Origin of the sequence: Pseudomonas sp. BP8 (assembly GCF_017875955.1) — a bacterium.
In the GTDB taxonomy this organism is placed as follows: Bacteria; Pseudomonadota; Gammaproteobacteria; order Pseudomonadales; family Pseudomonadaceae; genus Aquipseudomonas.
In genome coordinates this window covers 1,462,991-1,489,242 of sequence record NZ_JAGINK010000001.1, presented here as the reverse complement: position 1 = coordinate 1,489,242, position 26,252 = coordinate 1,462,991, and the positions used below count along the sequence as shown (strand labels likewise).

The window sequence follows — 26,252 nt, the reverse complement described above, 5'->3', positions numbered from 1 at the left end:
ACGCCTGTGCCGGCCTCTTCGCGGGGCAAGCCCGCCCCTACAAGGGTCTGCACATTCCCTGTAGGAGTTCAGCTTGCCCCGCGAAAAGGCCGGCACAGTCCCCCCATCAGGCCGGGGTCAGGCACTCCGGCGCATCCAGCCGTGGATCATTGACGAAGTTCGCCAACGCCCGCTCACGCAACGCCGCCGGCGGGCTGGCCAGCAACTCCTGCAGGCGCGCCAGCGGCGTATCCGGATCGAGCCATGCCGCCTGCCCGGCCTCGTCAAGAATCAGCGGTCGACGCTGGTTGACCGCCGCCTGGGTGACCACCGCGCAACTCAACCAGACCTGCTCCTGCACCGGGTAGGCCTCCCAGATGCCTGCAAAGTACAGCGCAGCGCCCTCCCCCGGCGTCAGCCAATAGGGACGCTTGCGCACACTGCCACGCCATTCATAAAAGCCATTGGCCGGCATCAGGCAGCGGCGCTGGCGAAACGCTTCACGGAACATCGGTTGCTCGACAAGCGTTTCGGCACGCGCTTGCGCGGGGGTGCGGGAGAGGTCGGTCAGCCATGGCGGGGTCAAGCCCCAGCGGGCCCGGGCCAGTTGTGACTGGCCGTCGACCTGGCGCTGGATGATCACCGATGCGCCCGGCGAGATGTTCCATTGCGCCTGCTGGTCAGCCGGATAGCCCGGCAAGGCAGCGAAGGCCGGGGACCAGCGAAACAGGGCGTAGCGTCCACACATGGCGATAAATAACCTAGCAAATCAGGGTGCCGGGGAAACTCTCCGGTTCGTCGCCAGCAACTGGCTGGGCATCATTGTACGCATCGATCAACTGCCGTGCGTACCCGGCCTGTTCATCGGCCACCGCCAGACCGAGCAACCCCTGCATGGGAAGTTCGCCGGCCGCACCGACCAGGTCACGCCCCACCACATGCACGCGGACGCCTTCGCTGGCGAGCATGGCAACCAGCAATTCGGCTTCGAGCAGGTTTTCCGGTTCGTAGATTCGCTGCATCAGGCGTCATCCTCGCGTCTTACATCCAGCATCCATTCTTCACCATGCACCTGCAGGATGAAGATGATCGGGCGACAGCAGACCTGGCAATCCTCGATATAGGTCTGGTCACCACCCGACAGATCGATGGCGGTCTCGACCTGCTCGCCACAGTAGGGACAATCGTAGAGTGCAGATTCCAGCATCGCGGCCTCCGCGGTGACTTATGCGTATAATTGCCGGTCTATTTACAGGGCTTGCGCGTGTCCGAGCCGTTTTTCGGACCCGACCCCTATCTATTACCCTAGCCGTTTCCAACAAGAGAGCATGATGGGCGAATTCGATGCCATCCGACCGTACAACGACGCTGAGGTCCCTGCCGTGCTGGCACGCCTGCTCAGCGACCCGGCATTCCTCGATATCCTCACCCACTTCCGCTTCCCGCGTGCCGCCGGTGCTTTCGGCTGGCTGCTGAAACCGCTGATCGCCCGTCGCCTGCGCAAGGAGTTCGCCGGCGTCAGCTGCGTATCGACCCTGCAGGACAAAGTCGAATACTACGTCGACCAGACCATCGAACATGCTACCGATGGCGTGACCTACTCTGGCGTCGAGCAGCTCAAGTCGGGGACAGCGTACCTGTTTCTGGCCAACCATCGCGACATCGTGATGGACCCGGCCTTCGTCAACTATGCGGTGTACCACGCGGGCCTGCCGACGCCGCGCATCGCCATTGGCGACAATCTGCTGCAGAAGCCGTTTGTCAGCGACATGATGCGCCTGAACAAGAGCTTCATCGTGCACCGCTCGCTGACGGGGCGGCGGGAAAAGCTGGCGGCGTACCAGATGCTTTCGGCGTACATCAATCATTCGATCCGCAATGACGGCGCTTCTATCTGGATTGCCCAGGCTGAGGGCCGCGCCAAGGACGGTGATGACCGGACCGATTCGGCGATCCTGAAGATGTTCCACATGAGCCGCAAGGACGAGCCCTTCGGCGCGGTGATCCAGGGCTTGAACCTGACCCCGGTGTCGATCAGCTACGAGTACGATCCTTGCGACCAGGCCAAGGCCCGCGAGCTGTACATCCGCGCGACCACCGGCACTTACAGCAAGGCGCCCGGTGAGGACGACAACAGTATCGCCAAGGGCATCACCGGCTATAAAGGCCGGGTGCACATCAACTTCGCCGCGCCGGTGAGCGAGTTCTTCGACGATACCAAGCAATTGGCCCAGGAAATCGACCGGCAGATTCTCGGCGGCTACCGGCTGTTCCCGGTGCATTACCTGGCCTATGCGATGTGGAGCGAGGCCGACCCTGCACTGCAGGTGCCTGCAGCGGACAAGCTGTTCCCTGGGGAAGAGCTGGCGCGGGCCAAGGAAGAATGGCAGCGGCGCCTGGATGCGTGCCCGGTCGAGCATCAGCCGTACCTGGTGCTGCAGTACGCGACGCCGGTGCGCAACCAGTATCAGGTCAAGGCGCAAAGCCCGGTTGCGTGATCCTGATGGGGCCGCGTTGCGGCCCTTGCCAACCGCTCGGGCAAGGCCTGCCTAGCAGGCTCGGGGCTTCAGACCCAGGTGCTGAACCAAGACAACAGTAGCGACATCGCCAGGCAAGAGAAGCCGAGGATGTAGTAGTAACGCGGCACGCGCCGGTCAATCGCATCCACCTGGCCTTCATCGACCGCGAGGTTTTCGCGGGTTATCACCGCACGTCGCCGCGCACTGTGCACCAGCAGCCCGCCTGGACAGGTAATGAGCAGCGCGAACAGATTGATCAGCTTGGCCGGGTGGGCAGCCAGCAGGCCCCAGAGCACTTGCAACGACATCGCATGGCCTCGCAGTAGCGACAATAAAGCCGGGCATTCTACCCAAGCCGACCCCGCTCGCCGGTCTTTTACGACCAACTGTCACTAAATTTCATCTGTCACTAGCTCGTCATGAGAACAGGCCACGCTGTCGGCCTTTTCCTCTCAGGGAGCTTGCCATGCTGCATGCCGAAAACCAGGACCGGTTGTACCTCGTTGTCCAGAGCGATGAACAAGAGGCGCTGATTGATGGTTTGTCGATCAATGTGCAGGATCGTCGGTGGTTGGTTTACTGCGCTCTCGGTGGGCATGCACACGAGTGTCTGCCGGAGGTTGACGTGCAGACGGGCTTCAGCGTGCTCGACTTTCATATAGAGGCGGCCTGAGGCTGGTGTTTCGCCAGTTGGCTTGGCTTGGCTTGGCTTGGCTTAGGAATTGTGGGCTTATCCATTTGATGTGGTGGCTTTTCGGGCCCCTTCCGCCCTTACGGCGGGTCACTTTTTTTCTTGGAAAAAAGTAACCAAAAACCGCCTGCTCCTGCATCCGGCCCTTCGCTGCGCTACGGGTTCCCTCGCTCCGGTCTTGCTCCGGGAGGACCGCGCTGTACGGCCCATCCTGGGCCTCAGCGCTTTCCGGCCATCCATGGCCTCCACCTCCCTGCGCAAGACCTCCACTCGGCCTCCTGAAGTCGCGAAGTTACGGGCGGCGTCTGGGCTGGCGTTGTTTTTGATAGTGACATGGGTGGTGGTTATTCGGGCCTCTTCGCGGGGCAAGCCCGCTCCTACAGGATCTGCGCAATTTTTGAATTCGGCGCAATACCTGTAGGAGCGGGCTTGCCCCGCGAAGAGGCCGGTACTGGCAACGCAAATCGCAGGGCGCAGCCCTGCCAGCCACACCACAAATCCGCTGGTAAATAAACAAAGCGAGAGCGCAGCGATTCGCCTGCCCCCCCGTTGCCCTGGCTGTTGATCTTGATCTTGCTCTTGATCTACAGCGACTTCAGGAGGCCGAGTGGAGGTCTCCTGAAGTCGCGAAGTTACGGGCGGCGTCTGGGCTGGCGTTATTTTTGATAGTGGCATGGGTGGTGGATATTCGGGCCTCTTCGCGGGGCAAGCCCGCTACAGGATCTGCGCAATTTTTGAATTCGGCGCAATACCTGTAGGAGCGGACTTGTCCCGCGAAGAGGCCGGTACTGGCAACGCAAATCACAGGGCGCAGCCCTGCCAGCCACCCCACAAATCCGCTGGTAAATAAACAAAGCGAGAGCGCAGCGATTCGCCTGCCCCCCGTTGCCCTGGCTGTTGATCTTGATCTTGCTCTTGATCTACAGCGACTTCAGGAGGCCGAGTGGAGGTCTTGCGCAGGGAGGTGGAGGCCATGGATGGCCGGAAAGCGCTGAGGCCCAGGATGGGCCGTACAGCGCGGTCCTCCCGGAGCAAGACCGGAGCGAGGGAACCCGTAGCGCAGCGAAGGGCCGTATGATGGAGCAAGCGGTTTTTGGTTACTTTTTTCCAAGAAAAAAAGTGACCCGCCGTAAGGGCCATCCCTTTCAAGGTCTTTGCATTTTTCTGAATTTTTCTTTGGCTTGAGCTCGCCAGGGGCGCGCAGCGGCCCCGGCGAGCTCACGCCAAGCGCAATTTCAGAGCACCTTGAAAGGGATGGCCGTAAGGGCGGAAGGGGCCAGTGGCGTCACCACACCAAATGGATAAGCCCACAACCCGCCCTCAGATCCACCCCAAACATCAGCGACACACCGTAAAAAACCCAAAAAAAACCCGCTGCCGGATCACCCAAGGCAGCGGGCTTTTTAATGTCAGCTCAGCCTTACTCGCCAAGCACCTGACCAATGGTCGGATCCTTGAACAAGCGGGTCAGCGCATCACTCAACACATCACTAACCAGCTTGGTGTTGGTTTCCTGATTCGGCGCCATCCCAAAACGCTGGTCCAGCGAAGCACCATAGCGACCACTGTAACGACGATTGGCATTGGCTACGTCAGCACGGAAGGTCGCACCAATGGTTGCCTCGGTCACATACATCTTGTCCTTGGGCGACTGGTACTTCAGCTCGGCCAAGGTCACGGTCAGCTGCGGCGCATTGTTGGCATTGGCGGTCGGCGTAAAGCCAAGCAGGCGCACTGCGGCTTCAGCCTGGGCCTGCAGCTTGGGCAGCACATCGTTGCCGGTGACGCTGATGGTGCTGGTCTCCGGGTACATGCCACCGCGGGTACCAAGCGACTGCGAAGCACGACCATCAACCACCTTGACCACCACCGGCTGGCCACGGCCGACCGGGTTGAGCTGGGCGGTGAGCTTGGGTTGCGGGCTGAGTTGTTGCGGGCTGTGGGCACAACCGACCAGGCTCAGGCTGGCCACCGCGATCAAACCGAACAGCAGACGTTGCAACATGCGCGTTTCTCCAGAAAATGCGTCTAAGTCCCACAGTATAACTAGCCCCAAGCCCCAAGCGGCAAGTGGCTGTCACACAGGTTTCATGAGCTGACCGTTATGCTTGCGCCAGCCCACTCGAAACAGGACATCACTACTATGCGCTCGCTCTGGAACCTGCTCTGGCAACGCTCACGCCCGCGTACTTATGCCCGTCTCGATTACGACGGCAAATGCCTGGCCTTCAAGCACTGCGCACAGCCTCCAGGCGGCAGCGGCTGGGTTCAGGTCAGCGAAGCCTACCTCGGCTGGCTGGGCCAGCCACTGCCTTCCAGCGCCCGAGTTTGCGCCCGTGCAACCCGCCGTTGGCAGCAGCGCAGCCTGCCAGCCTGACAAACGCTGCAATAAAAACTCCGAATAACGACCTTTCTGCCCGCGACATCGCTATAATCTCCCCCCGATTATAAGGACGTCTCCTGATCGGGCCCCGCACCTGCCGCTTGACCCCGGCACCTTCACCGCCTCGCCCACAGAGAGCCTTCCACTTCAGGTCTTGCATCGGCTGTCGTGCCTGCTTTTTCTGGCCTTCTGCTTTGCATGAACCTGTGGGTTGCCATCGCGCAGTCCCTTTTTGAGGTTCACGTCTCCAAAAGAGCGTGAAAAAACGGGTTTTCACAACTTCACAAGAGTGTGGCGAGCAAAATGAACAGTCTGGCATGTGCAAAAGCAGCAGATGTGTCCCGAACGGCCCCTAATGGCCGGCAATTGCGCTCATCCTCGATGAGTCACTGAGGCCGGTCCATAACGCACGTCGGGCACCTTGACCATAAGTCGAATTGCCGCACCCGCGGCAAACAGCGTTCAATAGACGAACCCTGAGACTGATTGGCGGTGTCCGCGGAAGTTGCAAGAACTGCGAAGAGTCGGCCATGGCGATCCTGGCAACCCCAGAGATCCTATGCTGTCAATTAGGTGCTGTAGATTGTGGAGACGCGTTAATGGCGCAGAACGAATCGGTTGATGTAGTACTGGTAGGCGCGGGCATCATGAGTGCCACCCTGGCCGTACTGCTCAAAGAGCTCGACCCGACCCTCAAGCTGGAGGTCGTCGAAGCGATGGACTCCGGGGCTGCGGAAAGCTCCAACCCCTGGAACAACGCTGGTACCGGCCACGCTGGCCTGTGCGAGCTGAACTACACGCCCCAGGCCGCCGATGGCAGCATCGACATCAAGAAGGCCGTGCACATCAACACTCAGTTCGAGGTTTCGCGCCAGTTCTGGGCGTACCTGAGCAAGAAAGGCGGCCTCGGCTCGCCACGTGCATACATCAACCCCGTGCCGCACCTGAGCTACGTCGAAGGTGACAAAGGTGTGTCCTTCCTCAAGAAGCGTTTCGAGCTGCTCAAGCAGCATCACGCCTTCGCCGAGATGGAGTACACCGAAGACAAGGCGGTGATGAACGAGTGGATGCCGCTGATGATGCCCGGCCGTCCGGCCGACCAGCAGATTGCTGCAACCCGCGTGATGAAAGGCACCGATGTCAACTTCGGCGCCCTCACCAACAAACTGCTGAAGCTGCTGGGCAATACCCCGCAAACGCAGGTCAAGTACAGCAAGAAAGTCGTCGGCCTGCGCCGCAACGGCAGCGGCTGGACGGTCAGCATCAAGGACGTCAACAGCGGCGGCAGCCGTGAAGTCGACGCCCGCTTCGTCTTCCTTGGCGCTGGTGGTGCCGCCCTGCCCCTGCTGCAGGCCTCCGGCATCCCCGAAAGCAAAGGCTTCGGTGGCTTCCCGGTCAGCGGCCAATGGCTGCGTTGCGACAACCCGGAGATCGTCAAGCAGCACCAGGCCAAGGTTTACAGCCAGGCCGCTGTCGGCGCCCCACCGATGTCCGTGCCGCACCTGGATACCCGCGTGGTCGATGGCAAGAAATCGCTGCTGTTCGGGCCGTACGCTGGGTTCACTACCAAGTTCCTCAAGCATGGTTCGTTCTTCGACCTGCCGCTGTCGGTACGCATGGGCAACATCGGCCCGATGCTGGCCGTAGCCCGCGACAACATGGACCTGACCAAGTACCTGGTCAGCGAAGTGATGCAGTCGATGGAGCAGCGCCTGGATTCCCTGCGCCGCTTCTACCCCGAAGCCAAGGCTGAGGACTGGCGCCTGGAAGTGGCCGGTCAGCGCGTGCAGATCATCAAGAAGGACCCGAAGAAGGGCGGCATCTTGCAGTTCGGTACCGAATTGGTATCGGCCGCAGACGGCAGCCTGGCGGCCCTGCTGGGTGCCTCGCCGGGTGCCTCGGTGACGGTTTCGATCATGCTCGAGCTGATCGAACGCTGCTTCCCCGAGCAGACCAAGGGTGCCTGGGCTGCCAAGCTCAAGGAAATCTTCCCCGCTCGCGAGAAGGTCCTGGCCACCGATGCAGCGCTGTATCGCAAGATCAGCGACTACAACGACGAGGCGCTGGAAATGGTCGAAAGCAGCCCGGCTCAGCATTACGCCTGAGTCAGCTGAAACAAAAAACGCCCCTCGGGGCGTTTTTTTTTGGCTGCGTCAGGCGCGGCCTGTGCGCGAGTCTAACCGGCGCCTGCAGGCTGTGAAGCGATCAACCACGGGCCTTGTCGATGATCTCGATGTACTCAGGCGCCTGGCGCTGATCGCCGATCTGCTGGGCAAACGTCTGCCCGTGTTCATCCTTGCCATCCAGGTCGTAGCCAGCCTCGACGAAGAAACCGACAAAACGCTCGAAGTCGTCAATGCGCAGGCCACGGTAGGCCTTGACCAGCTTGTGCAGCGACGGCGAGGTCACGCCATCGGCCGGGTCATACTGAAGGAACGACTTGATGTAGTCGTCGCTGATCTCGTCACCAATCACTTGCTTCTTGTCTTTACGCATTGCCGACTCCAACTGGGCCATCACGGAATTTCAAAGGCCGGCAGTTTACCCCCCGCAGCGCACAGCCCTCAACGCGTACGTACAGTGCCGGTGTGCAAGTCGGCCCAGATGTGGCCGTTGGCGTAACTGAGAAACTGCACATAGAGGGTCTCGTTGCGCAGCAGGTCCATGATCACCCGGTAATCGGCCATCGGATAGTTCAGGGCGAGGGTGCGGGTCTTCTCGTCGTAAACCGGCTTTTTCAGGCTCTTGCCGGCTTCGCCATCAAACGTGAGCAGGACCTGGCTGATGGTCGCGCCCTTGCTCAGCGGCTTGCCCTTGAGACGCATCTGCAACGAGGCGGTGATCGGGATCGGCTGTTGGTCGGATTGACGCTGGGTGCCGACCACTACCGAATAATCGGTGACCTGCAGCAGCTGCTGGCCGGTTGGTACTTCCTGGCGCAGGGACTGGTCATCAGGCGGGAGGAACTGGCTGTGCAAGGGTGCCGCAGACAGCGGCAGACTCACCGCCAGCAAGAGGGGGATAAACGCACGCATGAAAGGCTCCTTGGCATGAAGGGGCACTCTAGCATGGCACCGGCTATGCCGGTGTTCGCGGGGCAAGCCCGCTCCTACAGGTGTAGCGATAATCTCGTAGGAGCGGCCGATGCGGTTACAGGCCTTTTACGGCAAAGATGCCATTGGCGTTGCGCCAGTAGCCTTTGTAGTCCATGCCATAACCAAAGATGTAACGATCGACACACGGCAGGCCAACAAAATTGGCTTTCAGGTCCGGGCTCGCCTTGCGGTCGTGGTCCTTGTCGATCAGCACGGCGGTGTATACCGCACGGGCGCCAGCGTGCTTGCAGAACTCGATGATGGCACTGAGGGTATGGCCTTCGTCGAGGATGTCATCGACGATCAGCACGTCGCGATCGATGAACGACACTTCCGGCTTGGCCTTCCAGAACAGTTCACCGCCGCTGGTCTGGTTGCGGTAGCGGGTAGCGTGCAGGTACGAGGCTTCGAGCGGGAACTGCAGGTGCGTCAACAGCTTGCCGGCAAAGATCAGGCCGCCGTTCATCACGCAGAACACCACCGGGTTCTTGTCGTGAAGTTCCTGGCAGATGTGCGCACCCACCTTGGCGATGGCCGCTTCGACCTCGGCTTCGTTGTACAGGCAGTCAGCCTCGCGCATGACTTGACGGATGTGCTCGAGATCGGCGGACATGGCGCTCTCCAAGGGGGTCGGAATCGGAAAAGCGGGCAAAGGTACGCATCCCCTCGTCCCAGATCAAGCGTTTATGGACTAACGTGCTCAATGACGAAGCGACAGCTCAGGCTGAATAGATTAATCTAGCGCGGTTTTTTTGCCCGCCTTCCGGAGCCCTCCCCCTATGCCCACTCGTGAGATCCGCCATCCGCTGATCCGCCACAAGCTCGGCCTGATGCGCCGTGCCGATATCAGCACCAAGAATTTTCGCGAACTCGCCCAGGAAGTCGGCGCGCTCCTGACCTACGAAGCAACCCAGGACCTGCCGCTGGAGTCCTACGAGATCGACGGCTGGAGCGGTAAAGTCCAGGTCGAGAAAATCGCCGGCAAGAAGATCACTGTAGTGCCGATCCTGCGCGCGGGCATCGGCATGCTCGACGGCGTGCTCAGCCTGATCCCAGGCGCCAAGGTCAGCGCCGTGGGCGTGGCGCGTAACGAGGAAACCCTCGAAGCGCACACCTACCTGGAAAAGCTCGCCCCGGACATCAACCAGCGCCTGGCGCTGATCATCGACCCGATGCTGGCCACTGGCGCCTCGATGGTTGCCACCATCGACCTGCTGAAAAAAGCCGGCTGCAAGGAAATCCGTGCGATGGTCCTGGTCGCCGCACCAGAAGGCATTGGCACGGTCGAGAACGCGCACCCAGACGTCCAGATCTACACCGCGTCGATCGACCAGCGCCTCAATGAACATGGCTACATCATCCCTGGCCTGGGCGATGCCGGCGACAAGATCTTCGGCACCAAGCAGAAGGACGCCTGATCATGCAGGACGGCTTCAACGACCCGCTTTGGCGCCAGGTCGTCTCGGGCGCGCAGATGCTCTTCGTGGCATTCGGCGCGCTGGTATTGATGCCGCTGATCACCGGCCTCGACCCTAACGTGGCGCTGTTCACCGCTGGTATCGGCACCCTGCTGTTCCAGCTGGTGACCGGCCGCCAGGTGCCGGTGTTCCTCGCTTCGAGCTTCGCCTTCATTACCCCGATCATCCTTGCCAAAGGCCAGTTCGGCCTGGCCGAGACCATGGGCGGGGTAATGGCGGCAGGCTTCGTCTACACCTTCATGGGCTTGATGGTGAAGATCAAGGGCACGGGTTTTATCGATCGCATGCTGCCACCGGTGGTCATTGGCCCGGTGATCATTTCCATCGGCCTGGCCATGGCGCCGATTGCCGCCAATATGGCCATGGGCAAGGGCGGGGACGGCGCGACGCTGATCCCGTACCAGACCGCCATGCTGATTTCCATGCCGGCCCTGCTCACCACGCTGATCGTGGCGGTGTTCGGCAAGGGCATCTTCCGCCTGGTGCCGATCATTTCCGGGGTGCTGGTAGGGTTTGCCCTGTCGTTCGCCTTTGGCGTGGTCGATACCGCCAAGATCGCCGCGGCGCCCTGGCTTGCGCTGCCGCACTTCACGGCGCCCGCGTTCAACTGGCAGGCGATCCTGTTCATCGTTCCGGTCGCCTTGGCGCCCGCGATCGAACACATCGGTGGGGTCATTGCGGTGGGTAGCGTGACCGGTCGCGACTACCTGAAAAAACCCGGCCTGCACCGCACCCTGCTCGGTGATGGCCTGGCCACCACGGCTGCCGGCCTGTTTGGCGGCCCGCCCAATACCACCTACGCCGAAGTGACCGGCGCGGTGATGCTGACCAAGAACTACAACCCGAAGATCATGACCTGGGCGGCGGTATTCGCCATCACCCTGGCCTTCATCGGCAAGTTCGGCGCGCTGCTGCAGAGCATTCCAGTTCCGGTGATGGGCGGTATCCTCTGCCTGCTGTTCGGTTCGATCGCTGCGGTGGGCATGAACACCATGATCCGCCACAAGATAGACCTGAGCGAAGCGCGCAACCTGGTGATCGTTTCGGTGACGCTGGTGTTTGGTATCGGCGGCGTGCTGATTGGCAGCGGTGACGGCCCGGATGACTGGGGCCTGAAAGGAATTTCGCTGTGCGCTGTAGTGGCGATCGCCTTGAACCTGCTTCTGCCAGGCAATGACAGCTGGAAAAACAAGAAGCTGGATGATCAGTTGCCCTGATTGCTGGCATTGGATTGAGCGGGCCGTGCTGGCCTCTTCGCGGGTCAAGCCCGCTCCTACAGAATTTACACAGCCCTGTAGGAGCGGGCTTGACCCGCGAAGAGGCCAGCACGGCCCCTCAGATCAAGCGGTCTCGCACATCCCGGCCAATGCCTTCACCCACTCCGGGTGATCATTCATACACGGCACCAGCACCAGCTCTTCGCCCCCCGCCTCGATAAACTGCTCGCGCCCGCGGTCGCCAATCTCCTCCAGCGTTTCGATACAGTCGGCCACAAACGCCGGACACATCACCAACAGCTTTTTCACCCCAGCCTTGGCCAACTCGTCCAGGCGCGTCTCGGTGTACGGCTCGATCCACTTGTCCCGGCCTAAGCGCGACTGGAACGACACCGACCACTTGCCTTCGGCAATGCCCATCTGCTGCGCAAAAGACTTGGCCGTGGCCATGCACTGGCCGCGATAGCACACCGCGCGCATCTCGGCACTGGCATCCAGGCAACAATCGGCCGCCCGGAAGTCGTGCTTGCCGGTCGGGTCGAGCTTTTTCAGATGGCGCTCGGGCAAACCATGGAAACTCAGCAGCAGGTGATCGTAGTCCTGCTGCAGGTGCGGCCGGGCGCTGGCCACCAAGGCATCGATGTACCTCGGCTGGTCATAGAACGGCTGCAGTACGCGCATCTGCAGCGGCAACTGGCGCTCGCTGATGGTCTGTCGCGCCTGTTCGATCACGGTGGTCACCGTGCTATCGGCAAACTGCGGATACAGTGGCGCCAGGGTCACCTTGCGCACCCCTTGTGCGGCCAGACGGTCCAGCACATCAGGTAATGCCGGCTGGCCATAGCGCATGGCCATTTCCACCGGGCCATGCGGCCAGTGCTCGACCATCGCCGCCTGCAGACGGCGGGTCAATACCACCAGTGGCGAACCTTCATCCCACCAGATCGAGGCATAGGCGTGGGCCGACTGCTCGGGGCGCTTGATCAGGATCAGCGACACCAGCAAGCGGCGTACCGGCCACGGCAGATCGATCACGTAGGGGTCCATGAGGAACTGATTGAGGTAACGGCGCACATCGGCCACCGAAGTGGAGGCTGGCGAACCCAGGTTGACCAGCAGCAGGGCATGATCGGTCATGCAGCGTCCTATGTCAGAGGCGGCTGGACAGGTCGTCCAGCGCCGATTGCAGATCGTTGAAGCGGAACGTGAAGCCCGCAGCCAGCAGCCGTACCGGGCGGGCACGCTGCCCACCCAGGAGCAGGACCGACAGCTCGCCGAGCCCGGCCCTGAGCAACAAGGCCGGCACCGGTAGCAGGGCCGGGCGATGCAGCGTCTTGCCCAGGCGCTTGGCGAACTCGCGGTTGCGCACCGGCTCCGGCGCGCAGGCATTATAGGGACCGCTGGCGTCAGTGTGATGCACGAGAAAATCTATCAAGGCGACCTCATCCTCTATATGGACCCAGGGCATCCATTGTCGGCCGTTGCCCAGAGGCCCACCCAGGCCCAGCTTGAACGGCAGGCGCAAGCGCGCCAGGAAGCCGCCATCGCTGGCGAGTACCAAGCCGGTGCGCAGCAAAACCACACGGATGCCAAGGGCCTGCGCACGCTGTGCGGTTTCTTCCCAGGCGATGCACAACTGGCTGGCGAAATCTGCCTTCACCGGTGGCGAGGCTTCACTCAGCTCACGCTCGCCGCCGTCGCCATACCAGCCCACCGCTGAGCCTGAAATCAGCACCTCGGGGCGCTGCTGACGTTGCTCCAGCCAGGCCAGCAACTGCTCGGTCAGCGCGATTCGGCTGGCCCACAGCAAGTTGCGCCGGGCGCCCGTCCACGGCCGGTCGGCAATCGGCGCACCGGCAAGGTTGACCACCGCATCCACGGTTTCCCCGGGATCGAGGTCTTCCAAGCGGGCAATACCGCGCACGCTGGCACCACACAATCGGGGCACCTGTTCAGCGCGTCTGCTCCAGACGGTCAGGCGATGGCCTTGGCCAATCCAGAACTGGCAAAGGTGCTGGCCTATCAAGCCAGTACCGCCGGTCAGCAATATATGCATGGCTGTGTCCTCGCAGAGGGCGGCCGTGGTCTATTTTTAAGATCAAGGCACTTTTTTGACCGAACGCTCTCGGATAAACATAGGCCAAGCTGACCTATCGAGCGGAATAACCTTATACAAACATTGTGCATTGTACAGGTTTGCCTGACCGCGTAATCTGCTTATAGCTAGGTTCAAATGAGGCCATCATGACAGTACCTATTGCCATCATCGGTGCCGGTATCGCCGGCCTTTCCGCAGCCCAGGCCCTACAGAAGGCCGGGCAGACCGTTCACTTGTTCGACAAGGGCCACGGCAGCGGCGGCCGCATGGCCAGCAAACGCAGCGATGCCGGCGCGCTTGATCTGGGTGCGCAGTACTTTACCGCGCGTGATCGACGCTTCGTCGAACAGGTCCAGCACTGGGTCGCCTCCGGTTGGGCCGAGCAATGGAAGCCGCAGCTCTACAACTATCGCGAGGGCGTGCTGACCCCCTCCCCGGACGAGCAGATCCGTTGGGTGGGCGTACCGCGCATGAGCGCCATCACTCGCGGCTTGCTCAAGGATGTCACGGTCAATTTCGGTTGCCGCATTGCCGAAGTGTTTCGCGGCAAGCAGTACTGGCATCTGCAGGACACCGAAGGCAACAGTCACGGGCCGTTCAGCCGGGTGGTGATTGCCGTGCCCGCGCCCCAGGCCACCCCGCTTTTGGCGGCCACGCCGAAGCTGGCTGCGGTTGCCGCAGGTGTGCAGATGGAGCCGACCTGGGCCATCGCCCTGGGCTTCGAAACCCCGCTCGACACGCCGATGCAAGGCTGCTTCGTGCAAGGTAATTCGCTCGACTGGCTGGCACGCAACCGGAGCAAGCCTGGCCGCGACGAGCACCTCGACACCTGGGTGCTGCACGCCACCTCGGAATGGAGCAAGCAGCACATCGATCTGACCAAGGAAGCAGTCATCGAACAGCTGTGGGGCGAGTTCGCCGAACTGGTCGGCTGTGTGATCCCTGCTCCCACCTTTGCCCTGGCTCATCGTTGGCTGTATGCACGGCCTGCCGGCAGCCATGAATGGGGCGCGCTGGCGGATGCTGACCTGGGTTTGTACGCGTGCGGCGACTGGTGCCTGTCTGGCCGCGTCGAGGGTGCCTGGCTCAGTGGCCAGGAAGCCGCGAGGCGCTTGCTTGAGCATCTCGACTGATGGTCGGTAAAGCTATACAGAAATAAAGGTTTGCATAACTTTAAGGCTGTGCTGGAATAGACTTGTACATAAGCGACATGCCTGTACAAGTTTTTCTGGAGACAGCGATGAACGCCACGTCGAAACCCCGCCTCGGCATCAGTGCCTGCCTGCTCGGCCACAGCGTGCGCTACAACGCAGGCCACAAGGCTTCCGATCTCTGCCTCTCGACCTTTGAAGCTCATTTTGAATGGGTGCCGCTGTGCCCTGAGGTTGCCATCGGCCTGGGTATCCCGCGCGACCCGATTCGCCTGGTGGGTGACCCGCAGCGACCCGAAGTGGTCGCAACGCGTAATCCCGGCATGGACCTGTCGGGCCCGCTGCGCGCCTATGGTGAGCAAATGGCCCATGAGATCGGCGATGTCTGCGGCTACATCTTCATGCAGAAGTCGCCGTCATGCGGTCTGGAGCGGGTCAAGGTTTATCAGGACAACGGTTATCCGGCCGCCCAAGGGGGGCGCGGAGCCTATGCCGACGCCTTTTGCGCGCGCCGTCCCGACCTGCCCGTTGAAGAGGAAGGCCGCCTGCATGACCCGGTACTGCGAGAAAACTTCATCAGCCGCGTGTACGCCTATGCCGACTGGCAGCAGCAGCTTGCCGCCGGGCTCAGCCGCGGCGCCTTGATGCGCTTCCATGCGCGCTACAAATACATGCTGATGGCCAACAATCCCAAGGCCTATCGCGAGCTCGGTCGCCTGCTGGGCACCCTGCGCAAGGACGACGACCCGCAGGAAGTCGGCCCACGCTACTTCAGCCAGCTGATGCAGGCACTGCGCCGTTGTGCCAGTCGAGGTACTCACAGCAATGTCCTGCAGCACCTGAGCGGCTACCTGCGCGACGCACTCGACCAGGATGATCGAGCAGAACTGCAGCAGCTGATCGGTCAATACCAGCAAGGTATCGTGCCACTGGTAGTGCCGCTGACCTTGCTCAAGCATCACCTGCGCAACCACCCCGACCCGTACCTGAATGAGCAGGCCTACCTGCAGCCCCACCCCGAGAGCCTAGGTTTACGCAATGCAGTCTGAAACTCTCCTGCCCATCGGCGAACTGGCGCGCCGCACCGGGGTCAACCCGGTCACCTTGCGTGCCTGGGAGCGTCGCTATGGCCTGCTCAAGCCTCAGCGCACGCCAAAAGGGCACCGTTTGTATCCACTGGAACAGGTAGAGCGGGTCCAGGCCATTCTCAGTTGGCTGGAGCGCGGTGCGTCGGTGGGCCAGGTGCGCGAGCTGCTGGAGCGGGCACCGAGCAACGCCCCCAAAGGCGATTGGCAGCCCCGTGAGCACGCCCTTGTCGACGCGATCGGCAGCCTGTCCCAGCGCGCCCTCGACCAGCAGCTCAATCAGGCGATGGCGCTGTATCCGGCGATCACCCTCTGCGAGCAACTGCTGCTGCCGTTGCTGCAGAGTCTTGCGCGGCGCTGGCAGAGCCACTTCAACGCACGCCTGGAACAGGCGTTTTTCCACGCCTGGCTACGCAGCAAGCTCGGTGCCCGGGTCTACCACGATAACCAGCAACTGCAGGGCGCTGCCGTGCTGCTGGCGGTCGACAGCGAACGCAGCTTCGATGCCCAGCTGTGGCTCTGCGCCTGGCTACTGACCAGCAGCGGCTACCCGGTCGAGATCCTCGAGCAGCCGGTCAGCGGCGCGCAGTTGATCCGCGCCGTCAACCAGCTGCAACCACGCGCGCTGTTACTGCAACTGGGCCCCCGCATCGACGCGCCGCAGCTGGAGCGCACCCTGCAAGGCATTCCGGGGTTGAAACTGCTGGGCGGCGAGACGGTTTCCTTGCATGAAGCCCAGCTGCACGCCTTCGGATTGGCCGAGCTGTACGTGTTCGATACCCCCCAGGCTGCCTTGCGCCTTCTGCAGCAATGACAGTGACACCTGTAGAGATGAAATCTTCATGCAATTGATCTGGCTGCGCAGCGACCTGCGCATCGATGACAACACCGCCTTGAGCGCCGCGTGCGAACGTGGCCCGACCCTGGCCATCTGGATCGCCAGCCCGGGACAATGGCTGAGCCATGACGATGCGCCGTGCAAAGTCGACTTCTGGCTGCGCAACCTGCGCGAGCTGCGCCAGTCACTGGAGCAGCTGAACATACCGTTGCTGATCCGCGAAACAGACACTTGGCACGACGTGCCGCAGGTACTGCTGGAGGTCTGCCGCACGCATCAGGTCCAGGCGGTGCACTGGAACGAGGAATACGGCATCAACGAACAGCGCCGTGATGACGCGACCGTTGCCCTGCTTGAGCAATCCTCGATCAGCACCCATAGCTACCTCGACCAGCTGTTGCTGCCGCCGGGTAGCGTGCTGACACGCAGTGGCCAGTACTTCCAGGTGTTCGGCCAATTCAAGCGCGCCTGCCTCGATCGGCTGCACCACGGTTTGCCGGGCTTGGCGCCCAAGGTCAAAGCGCAGGCGGCGCAGCCCATTGCCAGCGACCCCATTCCTCAGCGCATCGACGGTTTCGAGCAACCACCACGCGCCTTGCGTGACCACTGGCCCGCAGGCGAAGCCGAGGCACAGCGGCGGCTGGCTGTTTTCATCGATGATGCGATCGACGACTACCTGCAATTACGCGACCTGCCGGCCGAGCCCGGTACCAGCCAGCTTTCGGCTTACCTGGCTGCCGGGGTGATCTCCCCGCGTCAGTGCCTGCACGCTGCACTGTCGGCCAACCGCGGCGAGTTCGACAGCGGCAGCGTCGGCGTTCAGACCTGGATCAACGAGCTGCTCTGGCGCGAGTTCTACAAGCACATTCTGGTGGGTTATCCACAGGTGTCCCGCCATCGCCCGTTCCGTGCACACACCGATGCCCTGCCCTGGCGCGACGCACCGCAGGACTTCAAAGCCTGGCAAGAAGGCCGCACCGGCTTCCCCCTGATCGATGCCGCCATGCGCCAGCTGCTCGAAACCGGCTGGATGCATAATCGCCTGCGGATGATCGTTGCGATGTTCCTGAGCAAGAATCTATTGATCGACTGGCGTCTCGGCGAGCGGCACTTCATGCGGCATCTGATCGACGGTGATCTGGCTGCCAATAACGGCGGCTGGCAATGGAGTGCCTCTACCGGAACCGATTCAGTGCCCTATTTCAGGATATTTAACCCCGTCACGCAGTCACAGCGCTTTGACCCCAAGGGTCGCTTCATTCGTCATTGGTTACCGGAATTGAAGGCGCTTGATGAAAAATCTATTCATCTACCGGTGAAATCTGCCGATCTTTTTGCTACATATTCATACCCGAGCCCGATCGTCGATCTCGCACGTAGTCGCCAGCGCGCCTTGGCAGCCTTCAAAGGGCTGTCCGACTGGCAGGAGCAGAAGGATGCACCTTGCAAAACTCACGTAGGTTCTGGATCACAGGAGCGACCAATGGATTAGGTCTTGCGCTCGTGGCCGGATTACTCGAACAGGGCCACCAAGTGGCTGCCAGTGGCAGGGACAGCCCACAACTCGCGCAATTGGCCCATCAGCATGGCGAGCGCTTGCTACGCCTGGCGTGGCGGCTGAATGAGCAGAATCAGGCAGCCGTGGCCGCCGAGCAACTGCAGGCTGCCTGGGCCGGGCTGGACGGTTTGATCATCAATGCCGGCACCTGCGATTACCTGGCAGACGACGTGCCCGCCACAGACGTGTTCCAAGCGATTGTCACCAGCAACCTGCAGGCCAGCGCGCACTGCCTCGCTGCGGCGTTGCCGTTGCTGGCCGAGGGCAACATGCCGCAGGTGCTGGCGATCCTCAGTCGGCATTCGGCGATGCAGTTGCATGAGCCGAACCAGCCTTTGAGTGGGGCCAACAGCCCACCGCACTGGTTCCGCGAGCAGCGTCCGGTGCTACAGGCGCTAGGTATCGATCTGACGCTGGTGGCGCCGCAGTCACTGAAAGCGCCGGTCACGCTGGCCCAGGCGATACCTGAACCGTGGACGCCGCAGAGTGCCGCCCATGAACTGCTGAGCAGCTTGGCCCAACGCGAACCGGAGCTGGTGCTGGAGGCCTTGAGCCTGAACAGCCTCTGGCCGCTGCCACGCTGAGCCAGCAGACCCTGCGTTCAAGCGGTGCGGCGATCCGACTTGGCCCGCGAAGAGGCCAGCCCAGCCACCGTGGGGGATGGCACCGGCTTCGCCGGTTTCGCGGGACAAGCCCGCTCCTACAGGGTATGCGCCGCATTCAAGGCAGACGCGAAGTACTTGCGGGAGCGGCCTCGCCGGGACACCGGACCGGTCGGAAAGGGCCGCAAAGCGGCCCCAGCAGGCTCAAGCCAACAGTAACTTCACAGCACTGTGAAGGCTGGTATCAGCGGCGATCGCCTCAAAGCGCCATGCGGTAATGCAGGGAGTAGCTCTCTACACCGTCATTAGGCTGCTTGATGCCCGCATTGGAATAGTGGATAGCCCGTACGCCTAGCTCATGCCCGCCGGCAAAGCGCAGGCCGAAGCCGATGCGGTCCTCGAACTGGAACGACGAGCCCAGCTCATTGCTCTCAAGCTCGGTACTGGAGAACGCAGCAACGCCGATACCCGCTTCGATATAGGGTTTGACCGAGTCCCCGGCAAACTCATAGACGAACACCGGTGCAAACGACAAGCTGTGATTGCTCGCGGTCTGATCTCCATCCCAGTAGGTGTAGGCGCCATCCCAGTAACCGGTGAGACGGCCGACACTGGTCTGCCACCAACTGGCATCCCAATTCGATTGCAGACCCAGCCGGTAGACCATGGTGGAGTCACCGGTCTGCCCCACGGATAACGAAACATCTGCCGCGTGCGCCGCACTGAGTTGCCCCACGGATAAGGCGGCAGCCGCCACCAAGCCAAGCAGTTTCTTCATGAGAAACGTCCTTTTTCCTAATGCTGTTGTTAGTTGTTGTTGCCCTCACAGGCAAATCAATAGAAATCGGCAGTAGTACGATAGTTCAGCTTCACGCGTAGAATTTCACGATTTTTTTACACTTTGAAGCTTTGCACACTGTCGGACATCTTCCACAGCAAAGGTAGGATTTTTCTCAGATTTTCCGGATCAGCACTGCTCCAGAATGCGCTCTCGCGGGCCGGACCATCCGCCAGCAAGTTGCGCTCGGCCAGCAACCGTTGCAGTTGCCGCGCCACCGCCGCACCGGTATCGATGATTGCCACGTCGGCAGGCACCATTTCAGCCAACAGCGGACGCAAGAACGGATAGTGCGTGCAGCCAAGGATCAGCGTGTCACAGCCAGCGCTCAGCAGCGGCTGAACGTAGCCGGCCAGCAGCTGACGCAACTGCGGGCTGACCAGGTCGCCGGCCTCGATGCGCTCGACCAGGCCGGGGCACGGCTGGGTGATCACCCGCACATCGTTGGCGAAGCGATCGAGCAAGGCGGCGAACTTGGCGCTCTGCAAGGTGCCGGTAGTGGCCAGTACACCGACCACACCCGAACGGGTCGCGGCCGCAGCCGGTTTGACCGCCGGCTCCATGCCCACCAGTGGCCACTGCGGGTAGCGCTCGCGCAGATCGGCGACTGCCGCCACGGTGGCGGTATTGCAGGCCAGCACCATGGCCTTGGCGCCCTGCTGCTGGAAGAACTCGGCAATATGCCGCAAGCGCTGACGAATGTAGTCAGGGGACTTCTCGCCGTAAGGCACATGACCGCTGTCGGCCACGTACAGCAACGACTCGTTGGGCAGCAGGCGCTGGATTTCGGCAAGTACCGACAAACCGCCGACCCCCGAATCCATCACGCCTATCGGCGCCGAACGATCAGCCATGGCGATGGCTGCATACCGGGCAGGCAGGGTCGCGCTTGACCCGCAGTTCGCGCATGCGTGTGGTCAAGGCATCAATCAACAACAACCGCCCCACCAGCGGCTCGCCGAAGCCGGCCAGCAGCTTCAAGGCTTCCAGCGCTTGCAGGCTGCCCACCAGGCCGACCAGCGGGCCGATCACCCCTGCCTCGCTGCAGGTCAGCTCGGCCTCGCTGCCATGGCCATACAGGCAGTGGTAGCAGGGGCTGCTGTCGCGCCGAGGGTCGAACACCGACAGCTGACCCTCGAGGCGAATCGCCGCACCACTGACCAGCGGCTTGCCGTTGGCAAAGCAAGCAGCGTTGACCGCCTCACGGGTGCTGAAGTTGTCCGAGCAGTCCAGCACCAGATCGACCGCTGCCACCGCAGCAGCCAACGAATCTTCGTCCAGTGCCTGGCGATGGGCGACCAGGCTGATCTCGGGATTGATCGCCTGCAGACGCTTGATCGCCGAGTCGACCTTGGCCAGGCCGACGCTGTCGCTGTCATGAATGATCTGCCGTTGCAGGTTGGTCAGGTCGACCGTGTCGAAGTCAGCCAGGTGCAACTCGCCGACACCGGCCGCTGCCAGGTAGAGGGCCACTGGCGAACCCAGCCCGCCGACCCCGACCACCAGCGCCTTGCTCTGCTTGAGCCGCAACTGGCCGTCGATGTCCACCTGCGACAGCAGCACCTGGCGGCTGTAGCGCAACAGCTCCTGATCACTCAGCATGCCAGGCGCCCCAGCGAAATCCGTTGATGACCGCCGAGGTCGATGCGGCTCGAGACCGCGCTGAAACCGCGCTGGCTGAGCAGTTCGCGCACCGCTGGCGCCTGGTCATAACCGTGCTCCAGCAGCAGCCAGCCGCCGGGCAACAGGTGTTGCGGCGCCTGGGCGATGATGACCCGCAAATCGTCCAGGCCATCTGCGCCGGCCACCAGCGCACTGCTCGGTTCAAAGCGCACGTCGCCGGCGACCAGATGCGGGTCTTCACTACGGATGTACGGCGGGTTACTCAGGATCATGTCAAAGCGCTCGCCGACCAGGCTGTCATACCAATGGCTGACGCGCACCTGGACATTGCCCAACTGCAGGCGCAGGCGATTGCGCTCGGCCAGGGCCACGGCCTCCTCGATGCGGTCCACCGCCAGGACCTGCCAGGCCGGCCGCTCGCTGGCCAGGGCCAGGGCGATGGCGCCGGTGCCGGTACCCAGGTCGAGCAAGCGTGCCGGGGTCGCCGCTTGCAGTTCAAGCGCGGTTTCCACCAGCAGTTCGGTATCTGGCCGCGGGATCAAGGTGTGCGGTGCCACTTCCAGGTCGAGCTTCCAGAACCCCTGCTGACCAAGAATGTAGGCGACCGGTTCGCCGGCACGGCGGCGCGCCAGGAAATCGGCGAAGCACTGCGCAGCCTCGCTGCTGACGATCCGCTCGGGCCAGGTGTGCAGGTAGCTGCGCGACTTGCCAAGGGCCGCAGCCAGGAGCAATTCGGCGTCCAGCCGTTCAGTCGGCGAATCCGGCAACTGCGCATTGCGCAGCAGGCTGGCGATGATGGTCATTAATCCCCCAGGGCCGCCAGTTGGTCGGCCTGATATTCAGCCAGCAAAGGTTCGATCACGGCATCGACGCCACCGGCGAGGATATCGTCGAGGGAGTACAGAGTCAGGTTGACCCGGTGGTCGGTGACCCGCCCCTGTGGATAGTTGTAGGTGCGGATGCGCTCGGAACGATCGCCCGAGCCGACCAGCAGCTTGCGTTCGCTGGCGATGGCGTTCTGCGCGGCGCTGGTCTGGATGTCATTGAGCTTGGCCGACAGCCAGGACATGGCGCGAGCACGGTTCTTGTGCTGCGAGCGCTCTTCCTGGCACTCGACGACGATACCGGTCGGCAAGTGCGTGATGCGGATCGCCGAGTCGGTCTTGTTGATGTGCTGACCGCCCGCGCCGGATGCGCGGTAGGTGTCGACGCGCAGGTCGGCCGGATTGATCTCGATCGCCACCTGTTCATCAGGCTCGGGCAGCACCGCCACGGTGCATGCCGAGGTATGGATGCGGCCCTGCGATTCAGTCTCCGGCACGCGCTGGACACGGTGCGCGCCCGACTCGAACTTGAGCTTGGCGTAGACATTGTCGCCTTCGACGCGGGCGATGATCTCTTTGTAGCCGCCGTGTTCGCCTTCGTTCTCGGAGAGGATCTCGAGCCGCCAGCCACGTTTCTCGGCATAGCGCGAATACATGCGGAACAGGTCGCCGGAGAAGATCGCCGCTTCGTCGCCGCCGGTCCCGGCGCGGATTTCGAGGAACACGTTGCGGCCGTCGTTGGGGTCCTTGGGCAGCAGCATGCGCTGCAACTGCGACTCCAGCACCAGCAGTTGCTCTTTGGCTTCGCGGACTTCCTCGACGGCCATTTCACGCATGTCCGGATCGCTGTCCTTGAGCAGCGCCTGGGCCCCCTCGAGGTCGCCCTGCACCTTGCGCCACTCTTGATAGGCAGTCATCACCGGCTCGACTTCGGCGTATTCACGCGAATAGGCGCGAAAACGCGTCTGGTCGGAAATGACCTCGGCATCGCCCAGCAGGGCGGTGAGTTCCTCGAAGCGGTCCTGGAGCGTGTCCAGTTTGTTCAGCAGCGACGCTTTCATTGCGGGGGTTTGTCCGTGGAGCCCTCGTTGAGGGCAAAGAGTTCCTGGGCCATGGCCAGCGCATCGACGCGGCCCTCGGCCGAGAGCTTTTTCAATTGCACGCTGGGCGCATGCAGGAGTTTATTGGTCAGCCCGCGAGCCAACTGGGCCAGCACCTCTTCCGGGTTGCCGCCGTTGGCCAGCAGACGCTGGGCCTTTTGCAGTTCTTCGTCGCGCAGGCGCTCGCTTTGCTGGCGATAGGCCTTGAGCACATCCACCGCAGCCAGCTCGCGCAGGCGCACCATGAAATCCTCGGCGCCCACCGATACCAGCTCTTCGGCAGCCTGAGCCGCGCCTTGGCGGCTCTTGAGGTTTTCTGCGACGACATCGTGCAGATCATCGACGGTGTACAGGTAGACATCGTCCAGCTCGCCGACTTCCGGCTCGATGTCGCGCGGCACGGCGATGTCGACCATGAAGATCGGCTTGTGCCGACGCTGCTTCAGCGCGCTTTCGACCGCGCCCTTGCCGAGGATCGGCAACTGGCTGGCGGTGGAACTGATGACGATATCGCTGCTGGCCAGCTCCTGGGGGATGTCGGCCAGCAGCACCGCATGCGCGCCAAACTGCGCGGCAAGGGTGCTCGCCCGCTCCAGGGTCCGGTTGGCCACGACGATGCGCCGCACGCCTTGTTCATGCAAGTGGCGAGCGACCAGGGTGATGGTCTCGCCGGCACCGATCAACAACGCCTGGCTGCGGCCCAGGTCACTGAAGATCTGCTTGGCCAGGCTGACCGCAGCAAACGCCACCGAAACCGGGTTCTCACCGATGGCGGTGTCGGTACGCACCTGCTTGGCCGCACTGAAGGTGGCCTGGAACAGGCGCCCGAGCAGAGGCCCGATGGTTCCGGCCTCGCGGGCCACGGCGTAGGCCGATTTCATCTGGCCGAGAATCTGCGGCTCGCCGAGCACCAGCGAGTCGAGCCCGGAGGCAACCCGCATCATGTGCCGCACCGCATCATGCTCTTCGTGCACATAGGCACTGGCGCGCAGTTCATCGACACTCAACTGATGATACGCGGCCAGCCACTGCAACACGGCGTCGGCGCCCAGTTCGTCCTGCTCTATATAAAGCTCGCTGCGGTTGCAGGTGGACAGGATCGCCGCCTCACGGCTGGCGGTCAGTCGACACAGCTGCTGCAGGGCATCGACCAGCTGCTCGGGCGTAAACGCCACGCGCTCGCGTACGTCTACCGAGGCAGTCTTATGGTTGATACCAAGTGCAAGAAAGGCCATGCAAGGTCGCTGGTTGTGACGTGAAGCCGATAATTGTCCTACTTCGCAGGATTCAGAACAACCACCGTTCGCTATTGTCGTAATAGATCAGCGCAATCCACACCGGCCTGCCGCGCGGGCCCTTGATAAACAGCATGGCTGCGCAGGTGGGTTTGCCACTGCGCTTGTGTCATCATGCTCCGACCGTCGGTTAGCACTTCTATACCTCATTTATGAATAGACCCTACGCACTGCTGCTTACCCTCGCCCTGCTCCAGGGCTGCCAGAGCCTGGCCCCGAAGAGCGAGGCCCAGACGCCCGTTGCCGACGCGGCCAAGGCCGAGCAGGACAAGCCCGTGGTGTACGGATCATTCAAGCAGGACACCTTCTACAGCTTGTTGGTGGCAGAGCTGGCCGGCCAGCGCAACCGCTTCGATATCGCCCTGGCCAACTATGTCGACCAGGCCGAGAAAACCCAGGACCCTGCCGTCTCCGAGCGGGCCTACCGGATCGCTGAGTATCTGGGCGCCGACGAGCCCGCGCTCGACACCGCCCTGATCTGGGCCCGCAACGATCCGGACAATCTCGATGCCCAGCGCGCTGCGGCCATCCAGCTGGCCCGCGCCGAACGCTACGACGACTCCATGGCCTACATGGAAAAGGTCCTGCAGGGCCAGGGCGACACCCACTTCGATTTCCTCGCGCTGTCCGCCGCCGAAACCGACCAGAGCACCCGCGACGGCTTGCTGCAAAGTTTCGAGCGGCTGCTGGTGAAGTATCCAGACAACAGCCAACTGGTGTTCGGCAAAGCGCTGCTGCTGAATCAGGACGGCAAGGCCGAAGAGGCATTGAGCCTGCTCGAGGCACATCCGCCTGAAAACGGTGAGATCGCCCCGACATTGCTCCGCGCTCGCTTGCTGCAAGCCCTGGACCGTGGTCCGGAGGCGCTGCCATTGCTGCGCGGGGCTATCCGTGACAACCCGGAAGACAAGCGCTTGCGCCTGACCTACGCGCGTACCCTGGTTGAACAGGACAAGATCGCCGAGGCCAAGGCCGAGTTCGAAAGCATGCTTCAGCAATACCCCGAGGACGACGAACTGCGTTACTCGCTGGCGCTGGTATGCCTGGAGAGCAAGGCCTGGGAGGAAGCCGAGGGCTATCTGCAGGAGCTGATCGAGCGTGACAGCAACGTCGACGCCGCGCACCTGAACCTGGGGCGCCTGCACGAAGAGCGCAACGACCCCGAAGCGGCGCTGCGTGAATATGCCCTGGTCGGCACCGGCCCCGATTACCTGCCGGCGCAGCTGCGCCAGGCCGACATCCTGATCGCCAACGGCCGCGGCAGCGAGGCCTCGCGACTGCTCGCCGAAGCCCGCGAAGCGCAACCGGACTACGCCATCCAGCTGTACCTGATCGAAGCCGAGACCTACGGCAACAATGGCAAGGAAGCCCAGGCTGACCAGGTCCTGCAGCAAGCCATCAAGCGCTATCCGGACGACCTCAACCTGCTCTACACCCGTGCCATGCTGGCCGAGAAGCGTAACGACCTCGGCCAGATGGAAAAGGACTTGCGCGCGATCATCGCCAAAGAGCCCGACAACGCCATGGCAATCAATGCCCTCGGCTATACGTTGGCCGATCGCACCAGCCGCTATGCCGAAGCCAAGTCACTGATCGACAAGGCACACCAGTTGACCCCGGATGACCCGGCCGTGCTCGACAGCCTGGGCTGGGTCAACTATCGCCTGGGTAATCTGGACGAAGCCGAACGCTTGCTACGCCAGGCACTGGAACGTTTCCCCGACCATGAAGTAGCCGCTCACCTGGGCGAAGTGCTCTGGGCCAACGGCAAGCGCCGTGAAGCCCGCCAGGTCTGGGCCAAGGCCTTCCAGGCCCAGCCCGACAGCCCTATCCTGCGCAAGACTGTGTTGCGCCTGACCGGATCCGAGACCCTTTAAG

Annotated in this window: 28 protein-coding genes; 12 read left to right on the top strand and 16 right to left on the bottom strand. The window is 62.3% G+C overall.

The genetic code is table 11. The annotated features are described in order from the left end of the window. Positions 1–106 precede the first annotated feature (106 nt). The 3 genes from J3B00_RS06495 to J3B00_RS06485 are packed head-to-tail and all read right to left on the bottom strand — an operon-like array spanning position 107 to position 1,186. The gene (locus J3B00_RS06495) at positions 107–727 is read right to left on the bottom strand and encodes an SOS response-associated peptidase (RefSeq protein WP_209865724.1); all 621 of its coding nucleotides are present in this window, start codon (positions 725–727) and stop codon (positions 107–109) included. 13 nt (positions 728–740) lie between these two features. Next, entirely contained in the window at positions 741–1,001 is a 261-nt protein-coding gene (locus J3B00_RS06490; protein ID WP_209865721.1) for a DUF2007 domain-containing protein, read from the bottom strand. Then, positions 1,001–1,186 carry a CPXCG motif-containing cysteine-rich protein gene (locus tag J3B00_RS06485; RefSeq protein ID WP_209865718.1) on the bottom strand — a complete coding sequence of 62 codons (186 nt, stop codon included), beginning with the start codon at positions 1,184–1,186 and terminating at the stop codon, positions 1,001–1,003. Before J3B00_RS06485 ends, J3B00_RS06490 begins: the two co-directional genes overlap by 1 nt. A gap of 121 nt (positions 1,187–1,307) precedes the next feature. Between J3B00_RS06485 and J3B00_RS06480 the strand changes: the two genes are divergently transcribed. Further along, complete coding sequence (locus J3B00_RS06480; RefSeq protein WP_209865715.1) at positions 1,308–2,477, top strand: 1-acyl-sn-glycerol-3-phosphate acyltransferase; 1,170 nt, start codon at positions 1,308–1,310, stop codon at positions 2,475–2,477. Positions 2,478–2,545: 68 nt separating this feature from the next. On the opposite strand, the gene J3B00_RS06475 is transcribed toward J3B00_RS06480, so the two are convergent. Then, a complete protein-coding gene (locus tag J3B00_RS06475; RefSeq protein ID WP_209865712.1) occupies positions 2,546–2,806 on the bottom strand; it encodes a hypothetical protein in 261 nt (86 codons plus the stop codon). Positions 2,807–2,964: 158 nt separating this feature from the next. On the opposite strand from J3B00_RS06475, the gene J3B00_RS06470 reads away from it, so the two are divergent. Next, positions 2,965–3,171 (top strand): hypothetical protein, encoded by a 207-nt coding sequence (locus J3B00_RS06470; RefSeq protein WP_209865710.1) that lies wholly within the window; start codon positions 2,965–2,967, stop codon positions 3,169–3,171. A gap of 1,438 nt (positions 3,172–4,609) precedes the next feature. Here the strand turns inward: J3B00_RS06470 and J3B00_RS06465 are convergent. Beyond that, positions 4,610–5,194, bottom strand: coding sequence for a YajG family lipoprotein (locus tag J3B00_RS06465; RefSeq protein WP_209865707.1), 585 nt, complete (start codon positions 5,192–5,194; stop codon positions 4,610–4,612). 138 nt (positions 5,195–5,332) lie between these two features. Here J3B00_RS06465 and J3B00_RS06460 point away from each other — a divergent pair, with 138 nt between their 5' ends. Together J3B00_RS06460 and mqo are read left to right on the top strand one after the other, a co-directional pair. Then, a complete protein-coding gene (locus J3B00_RS06460) occupies positions 5,333–5,566 on the top strand; it encodes a hypothetical protein (RefSeq protein ID WP_209865704.1) in 234 nt (77 codons plus the stop codon). 605 nt (positions 5,567–6,171) lie between these two features. Then, positions 6,172–7,677 (top strand): malate dehydrogenase (quinone), encoded by a 1,506-nt coding sequence (gene mqo / locus J3B00_RS06455; RefSeq protein WP_209865701.1) that lies wholly within the window; start codon positions 6,172–6,174, stop codon positions 7,675–7,677. Positions 7,678–7,777: 100 nt separating this feature from the next. On the opposite strand, the gene J3B00_RS06450 is transcribed toward mqo, so the two are convergent. The 3 genes from J3B00_RS06450 to J3B00_RS06440 form a co-directional block, all read right to left on the bottom strand. Then, the gene (locus tag J3B00_RS06450) at positions 7,778–8,068 is read right to left on the bottom strand and encodes a PA4642 family protein (protein ID WP_209865699.1); all 291 of its coding nucleotides are present in this window, start codon (positions 8,066–8,068) and stop codon (positions 7,778–7,780) included. A gap of 68 nt (positions 8,069–8,136) precedes the next feature. Next, positions 8,137–8,607: a hypothetical protein gene (locus J3B00_RS06445; protein WP_209865696.1), complete on the bottom strand. Its 471-nt coding sequence runs from the start codon at positions 8,605–8,607 to the stop codon at positions 8,137–8,139. A 115-nt stretch (positions 8,608–8,722) separates the two neighbouring features. Then, positions 8,723–9,280, bottom strand: coding sequence for a hypoxanthine-guanine phosphoribosyltransferase (locus J3B00_RS06440; protein WP_209865691.1), 558 nt, complete (start codon positions 9,278–9,280; stop codon positions 8,723–8,725). A 166-nt stretch (positions 9,281–9,446) separates the two neighbouring features. Between J3B00_RS06440 and upp the strand changes: the two genes are divergently transcribed. After that, the gene (gene upp, locus J3B00_RS06435; protein ID WP_209865688.1) at positions 9,447–10,085 is read left to right on the top strand and encodes a uracil phosphoribosyltransferase; all 639 of its coding nucleotides are present in this window, start codon (positions 9,447–9,449) and stop codon (positions 10,083–10,085) included. A 2-nt stretch (positions 10,086–10,087) separates the two neighbouring features. Continuing rightward, positions 10,088–11,362, top strand: a complete 1,275-nt coding sequence (locus tag J3B00_RS06430) for a uracil-xanthine permease family protein (RefSeq protein WP_119145749.1) — start codon at positions 10,088–10,090, stop codon at positions 11,360–11,362. 123 nt (positions 11,363–11,485) lie between these two features. Here the strand turns inward: J3B00_RS06430 and hemH are convergent, their stop codons facing one another. Continuing rightward, a complete protein-coding gene (gene hemH / locus J3B00_RS06425) occupies positions 11,486–12,499 on the bottom strand; it encodes a ferrochelatase (RefSeq protein WP_209865685.1) in 1,014 nt (337 codons plus the stop codon). Positions 12,500–12,512: 13 nt separating this feature from the next. Beyond that, on the bottom strand, positions 12,513–13,418 hold the full coding sequence (locus J3B00_RS06420; RefSeq protein ID WP_209865680.1) for a TIGR01777 family oxidoreductase: 906 nt from the start codon (positions 13,416–13,418) through the stop codon (positions 12,513–12,515). A gap of 188 nt (positions 13,419–13,606) precedes the next feature. Here J3B00_RS06420 and J3B00_RS06415 point away from each other — a divergent pair, with 188 nt between their 5' ends. The 5 genes from J3B00_RS06415 (at position 13,607) to J3B00_RS06395 (ending at position 18,676) form a co-directional block, all read left to right on the top strand. Beyond that, the gene (locus tag J3B00_RS06415) at positions 13,607–14,593 is read left to right on the top strand and encodes an NAD(P)/FAD-dependent oxidoreductase (protein WP_209865678.1); all 987 of its coding nucleotides are present in this window, start codon (positions 13,607–13,609) and stop codon (positions 14,591–14,593) included. A 107-nt stretch (positions 14,594–14,700) separates the two neighbouring features. After that, on the top strand, positions 14,701–15,660 hold the full coding sequence (locus J3B00_RS06410) for a DUF523 and DUF1722 domain-containing protein (protein ID WP_209865676.1): 960 nt from the start codon (positions 14,701–14,703) through the stop codon (positions 15,658–15,660). Beyond that, positions 15,650–16,510, top strand: coding sequence for a MerR family transcriptional regulator (locus tag J3B00_RS06405; RefSeq protein ID WP_209865674.1), 861 nt, complete (start codon positions 15,650–15,652; stop codon positions 16,508–16,510). Before J3B00_RS06410 ends, J3B00_RS06405 begins: the two co-directional genes overlap by 11 nt. 28 nt (positions 16,511–16,538) lie before the next feature. Continuing rightward, entirely contained in the window at positions 16,539–18,026 is a 1,488-nt protein-coding gene (gene phrB / locus J3B00_RS06400; protein WP_209865671.1) for a deoxyribodipyrimidine photo-lyase, read from the top strand. Beyond that, a complete protein-coding gene (locus J3B00_RS06395; RefSeq protein WP_209865668.1) occupies positions 17,978–18,676 on the top strand; it encodes an SDR family NAD(P)-dependent oxidoreductase in 699 nt (232 codons plus the stop codon). Before phrB ends, J3B00_RS06395 begins: the two co-directional genes overlap by 49 nt. A 277-nt stretch (positions 18,677–18,953) precedes the next feature. Here J3B00_RS06395 and J3B00_RS06390 read toward each other — a convergent pair whose 3' ends face one another. From J3B00_RS06390 to hemA, 6 genes are all read right to left on the bottom strand, one after another. After that, positions 18,954–19,472 (bottom strand): acyloxyacyl hydrolase, encoded by a 519-nt coding sequence (locus J3B00_RS06390; RefSeq protein WP_209865665.1) that lies wholly within the window; start codon positions 19,470–19,472, stop codon positions 18,954–18,956. A 116-nt stretch (positions 19,473–19,588) separates the two neighbouring features. Continuing rightward, positions 19,589–20,386, bottom strand: coding sequence for a glutamate racemase (murI, locus tag J3B00_RS06385; RefSeq protein WP_209865662.1), 798 nt, complete (start codon positions 20,384–20,386; stop codon positions 19,589–19,591). Further along, the gene (locus tag J3B00_RS06380) at positions 20,379–21,134 is read right to left on the bottom strand and encodes a molybdopterin-synthase adenylyltransferase MoeB (RefSeq protein WP_209865659.1); all 756 of its coding nucleotides are present in this window, start codon (positions 21,132–21,134) and stop codon (positions 20,379–20,381) included. The genes murI and J3B00_RS06380 overlap by 8 nt, the downstream gene beginning before the upstream one ends. Continuing rightward, on the bottom strand, positions 21,128–21,958 hold the full coding sequence (gene prmC / locus J3B00_RS06375; RefSeq protein WP_209865656.1) for a peptide chain release factor N(5)-glutamine methyltransferase: 831 nt from the start codon (positions 21,956–21,958) through the stop codon (positions 21,128–21,130). Before prmC ends, J3B00_RS06380 begins: the two co-directional genes overlap by 7 nt. Continuing rightward, positions 21,958–23,040: a peptide chain release factor 1 gene (gene prfA, locus J3B00_RS06370; RefSeq protein WP_209865654.1), complete on the bottom strand. Its 1,083-nt coding sequence runs from the start codon at positions 23,038–23,040 to the stop codon at positions 21,958–21,960. The genes prmC and prfA overlap by 1 nt, the downstream gene beginning before the upstream one ends. Beyond that, positions 23,037–24,314 (bottom strand): glutamyl-tRNA reductase, encoded by a 1,278-nt coding sequence (gene hemA, locus J3B00_RS06365; protein ID WP_209865651.1) that lies wholly within the window; start codon positions 24,312–24,314, stop codon positions 23,037–23,039. Before hemA ends, prfA begins: the two co-directional genes overlap by 4 nt. A gap of 212 nt (positions 24,315–24,526) precedes the next feature. Between hemA and J3B00_RS06360 the strand changes: the two genes are divergently transcribed. Next, positions 24,527–26,251, top strand: a complete 1,725-nt coding sequence (locus J3B00_RS06360; protein WP_209865649.1) for a tetratricopeptide repeat protein — start codon at positions 24,527–24,529, stop codon at positions 26,249–26,251. Position 26,252: the final 1 nt, after the last annotated feature.

Bases quoted from the DNA above. Each gene is read 5' to 3' on its own strand.
- J3B00_RS06445 (WP_209865696.1), bottom strand. From the start codon at position 8,607: ATGCGTGCGTTTATCCCCCTCTTGCTGGCGGTGAGTCTGCCGCTGTCT.
- J3B00_RS06380 (WP_209865659.1), bottom strand. From the start codon at position 21,134: ATGCTGAGTGATCAGGAGCTGTTGCGCTACAGCCGCCAGGTGCTGCTG.
- mqo (WP_209865701.1), top strand. From the start codon at position 6,172: ATGGCGCAGAACGAATCGGTTGATGTAGTACTGGTAGGCGCGGGCATC.
- J3B00_RS06470 (WP_209865710.1), top strand. From the start codon at position 2,965: ATGCTGCATGCCGAAAACCAGGACCGGTTGTACCTCGTTGTCCAGAGC.
- J3B00_RS06410 (WP_209865676.1), top strand. From the start codon at position 14,701: ATGAACGCCACGTCGAAACCCCGCCTCGGCATCAGTGCCTGCCTGCTC.
- J3B00_RS06450 (WP_209865699.1), bottom strand. From the start codon at position 8,068: ATGCGTAAAGACAAGAAGCAAGTGATTGGTGACGAGATCAGCGACGAC.
- phrB (WP_209865671.1), top strand. From the start codon at position 16,539: ATGCAATTGATCTGGCTGCGCAGCGACCTGCGCATCGATGACAACACC.
- J3B00_RS06480 (WP_209865715.1), top strand. From the start codon at position 1,308: ATGATGGGCGAATTCGATGCCATCCGACCGTACAACGACGCTGAGGTC.
- J3B00_RS06390 (WP_209865665.1), bottom strand. From the start codon at position 19,472: ATGAAGAAACTGCTTGGCTTGGTGGCGGCTGCCGCCTTATCCGTGGGG.
- J3B00_RS06490 (WP_209865721.1), bottom strand. From the start codon at position 1,001: ATGCAGCGAATCTACGAACCGGAAAACCTGCTCGAAGCCGAATTGCTG.
- upp (WP_209865688.1), top strand. From the start codon at position 9,447: ATGCCCACTCGTGAGATCCGCCATCCGCTGATCCGCCACAAGCTCGGC.
- J3B00_RS06495 (WP_209865724.1), bottom strand. From the start codon at position 727: ATGTGTGGACGCTACGCCCTGTTTCGCTGGTCCCCGGCCTTCGCTGCC.
- J3B00_RS06475 (WP_209865712.1), bottom strand. From the start codon at position 2,806: ATGTCGTTGCAAGTGCTCTGGGGCCTGCTGGCTGCCCACCCGGCCAAG.
- hemA (WP_209865651.1), bottom strand. From the start codon at position 24,314: ATGGCCTTTCTTGCACTTGGTATCAACCATAAGACTGCCTCGGTAGAC.
- prmC (WP_209865656.1), bottom strand. From the start codon at position 21,958: ATGACCATCATCGCCAGCCTGCTGCGCAATGCGCAGTTGCCGGATTCG.
- J3B00_RS06465 (WP_209865707.1), bottom strand. From the start codon at position 5,194: ATGTTGCAACGTCTGCTGTTCGGTTTGATCGCGGTGGCCAGCCTGAGC.
- J3B00_RS06440 (WP_209865691.1), bottom strand. From the start codon at position 9,280: ATGTCCGCCGATCTCGAGCACATCCGTCAAGTCATGCGCGAGGCTGAC.
- J3B00_RS06405 (WP_209865674.1), top strand. From the start codon at position 15,650: ATGCAGTCTGAAACTCTCCTGCCCATCGGCGAACTGGCGCGCCGCACC.
- J3B00_RS06420 (WP_209865680.1), bottom strand. From the start codon at position 13,418: ATGCATATATTGCTGACCGGCGGTACTGGCTTGATAGGCCAGCACCTT.
- murI (WP_209865662.1), bottom strand. From the start codon at position 20,386: ATGGCTGATCGTTCGGCGCCGATAGGCGTGATGGATTCGGGGGTCGGC.
- J3B00_RS06430 (WP_119145749.1), top strand. From the start codon at position 10,088: ATGCAGGACGGCTTCAACGACCCGCTTTGGCGCCAGGTCGTCTCGGGC.
- prfA (WP_209865654.1), bottom strand. From the start codon at position 23,040: ATGAAAGCGTCGCTGCTGAACAAACTGGACACGCTCCAGGACCGCTTC.
- J3B00_RS06415 (WP_209865678.1), top strand. From the start codon at position 13,607: ATGACAGTACCTATTGCCATCATCGGTGCCGGTATCGCCGGCCTTTCC.
- hemH (WP_209865685.1), bottom strand. From the start codon at position 12,499: ATGACCGATCATGCCCTGCTGCTGGTCAACCTGGGTTCGCCAGCCTCC.
- J3B00_RS06485 (WP_209865718.1), bottom strand. From the start codon at position 1,186: ATGCTGGAATCTGCACTCTACGATTGTCCCTACTGTGGCGAGCAGGTC.
- J3B00_RS06460 (WP_209865704.1), top strand. From the start codon at position 5,333: ATGCGCTCGCTCTGGAACCTGCTCTGGCAACGCTCACGCCCGCGTACT.
- J3B00_RS06360 (WP_209865649.1), top strand. From the start codon at position 24,527: ATGAATAGACCCTACGCACTGCTGCTTACCCTCGCCCTGCTCCAGGGC.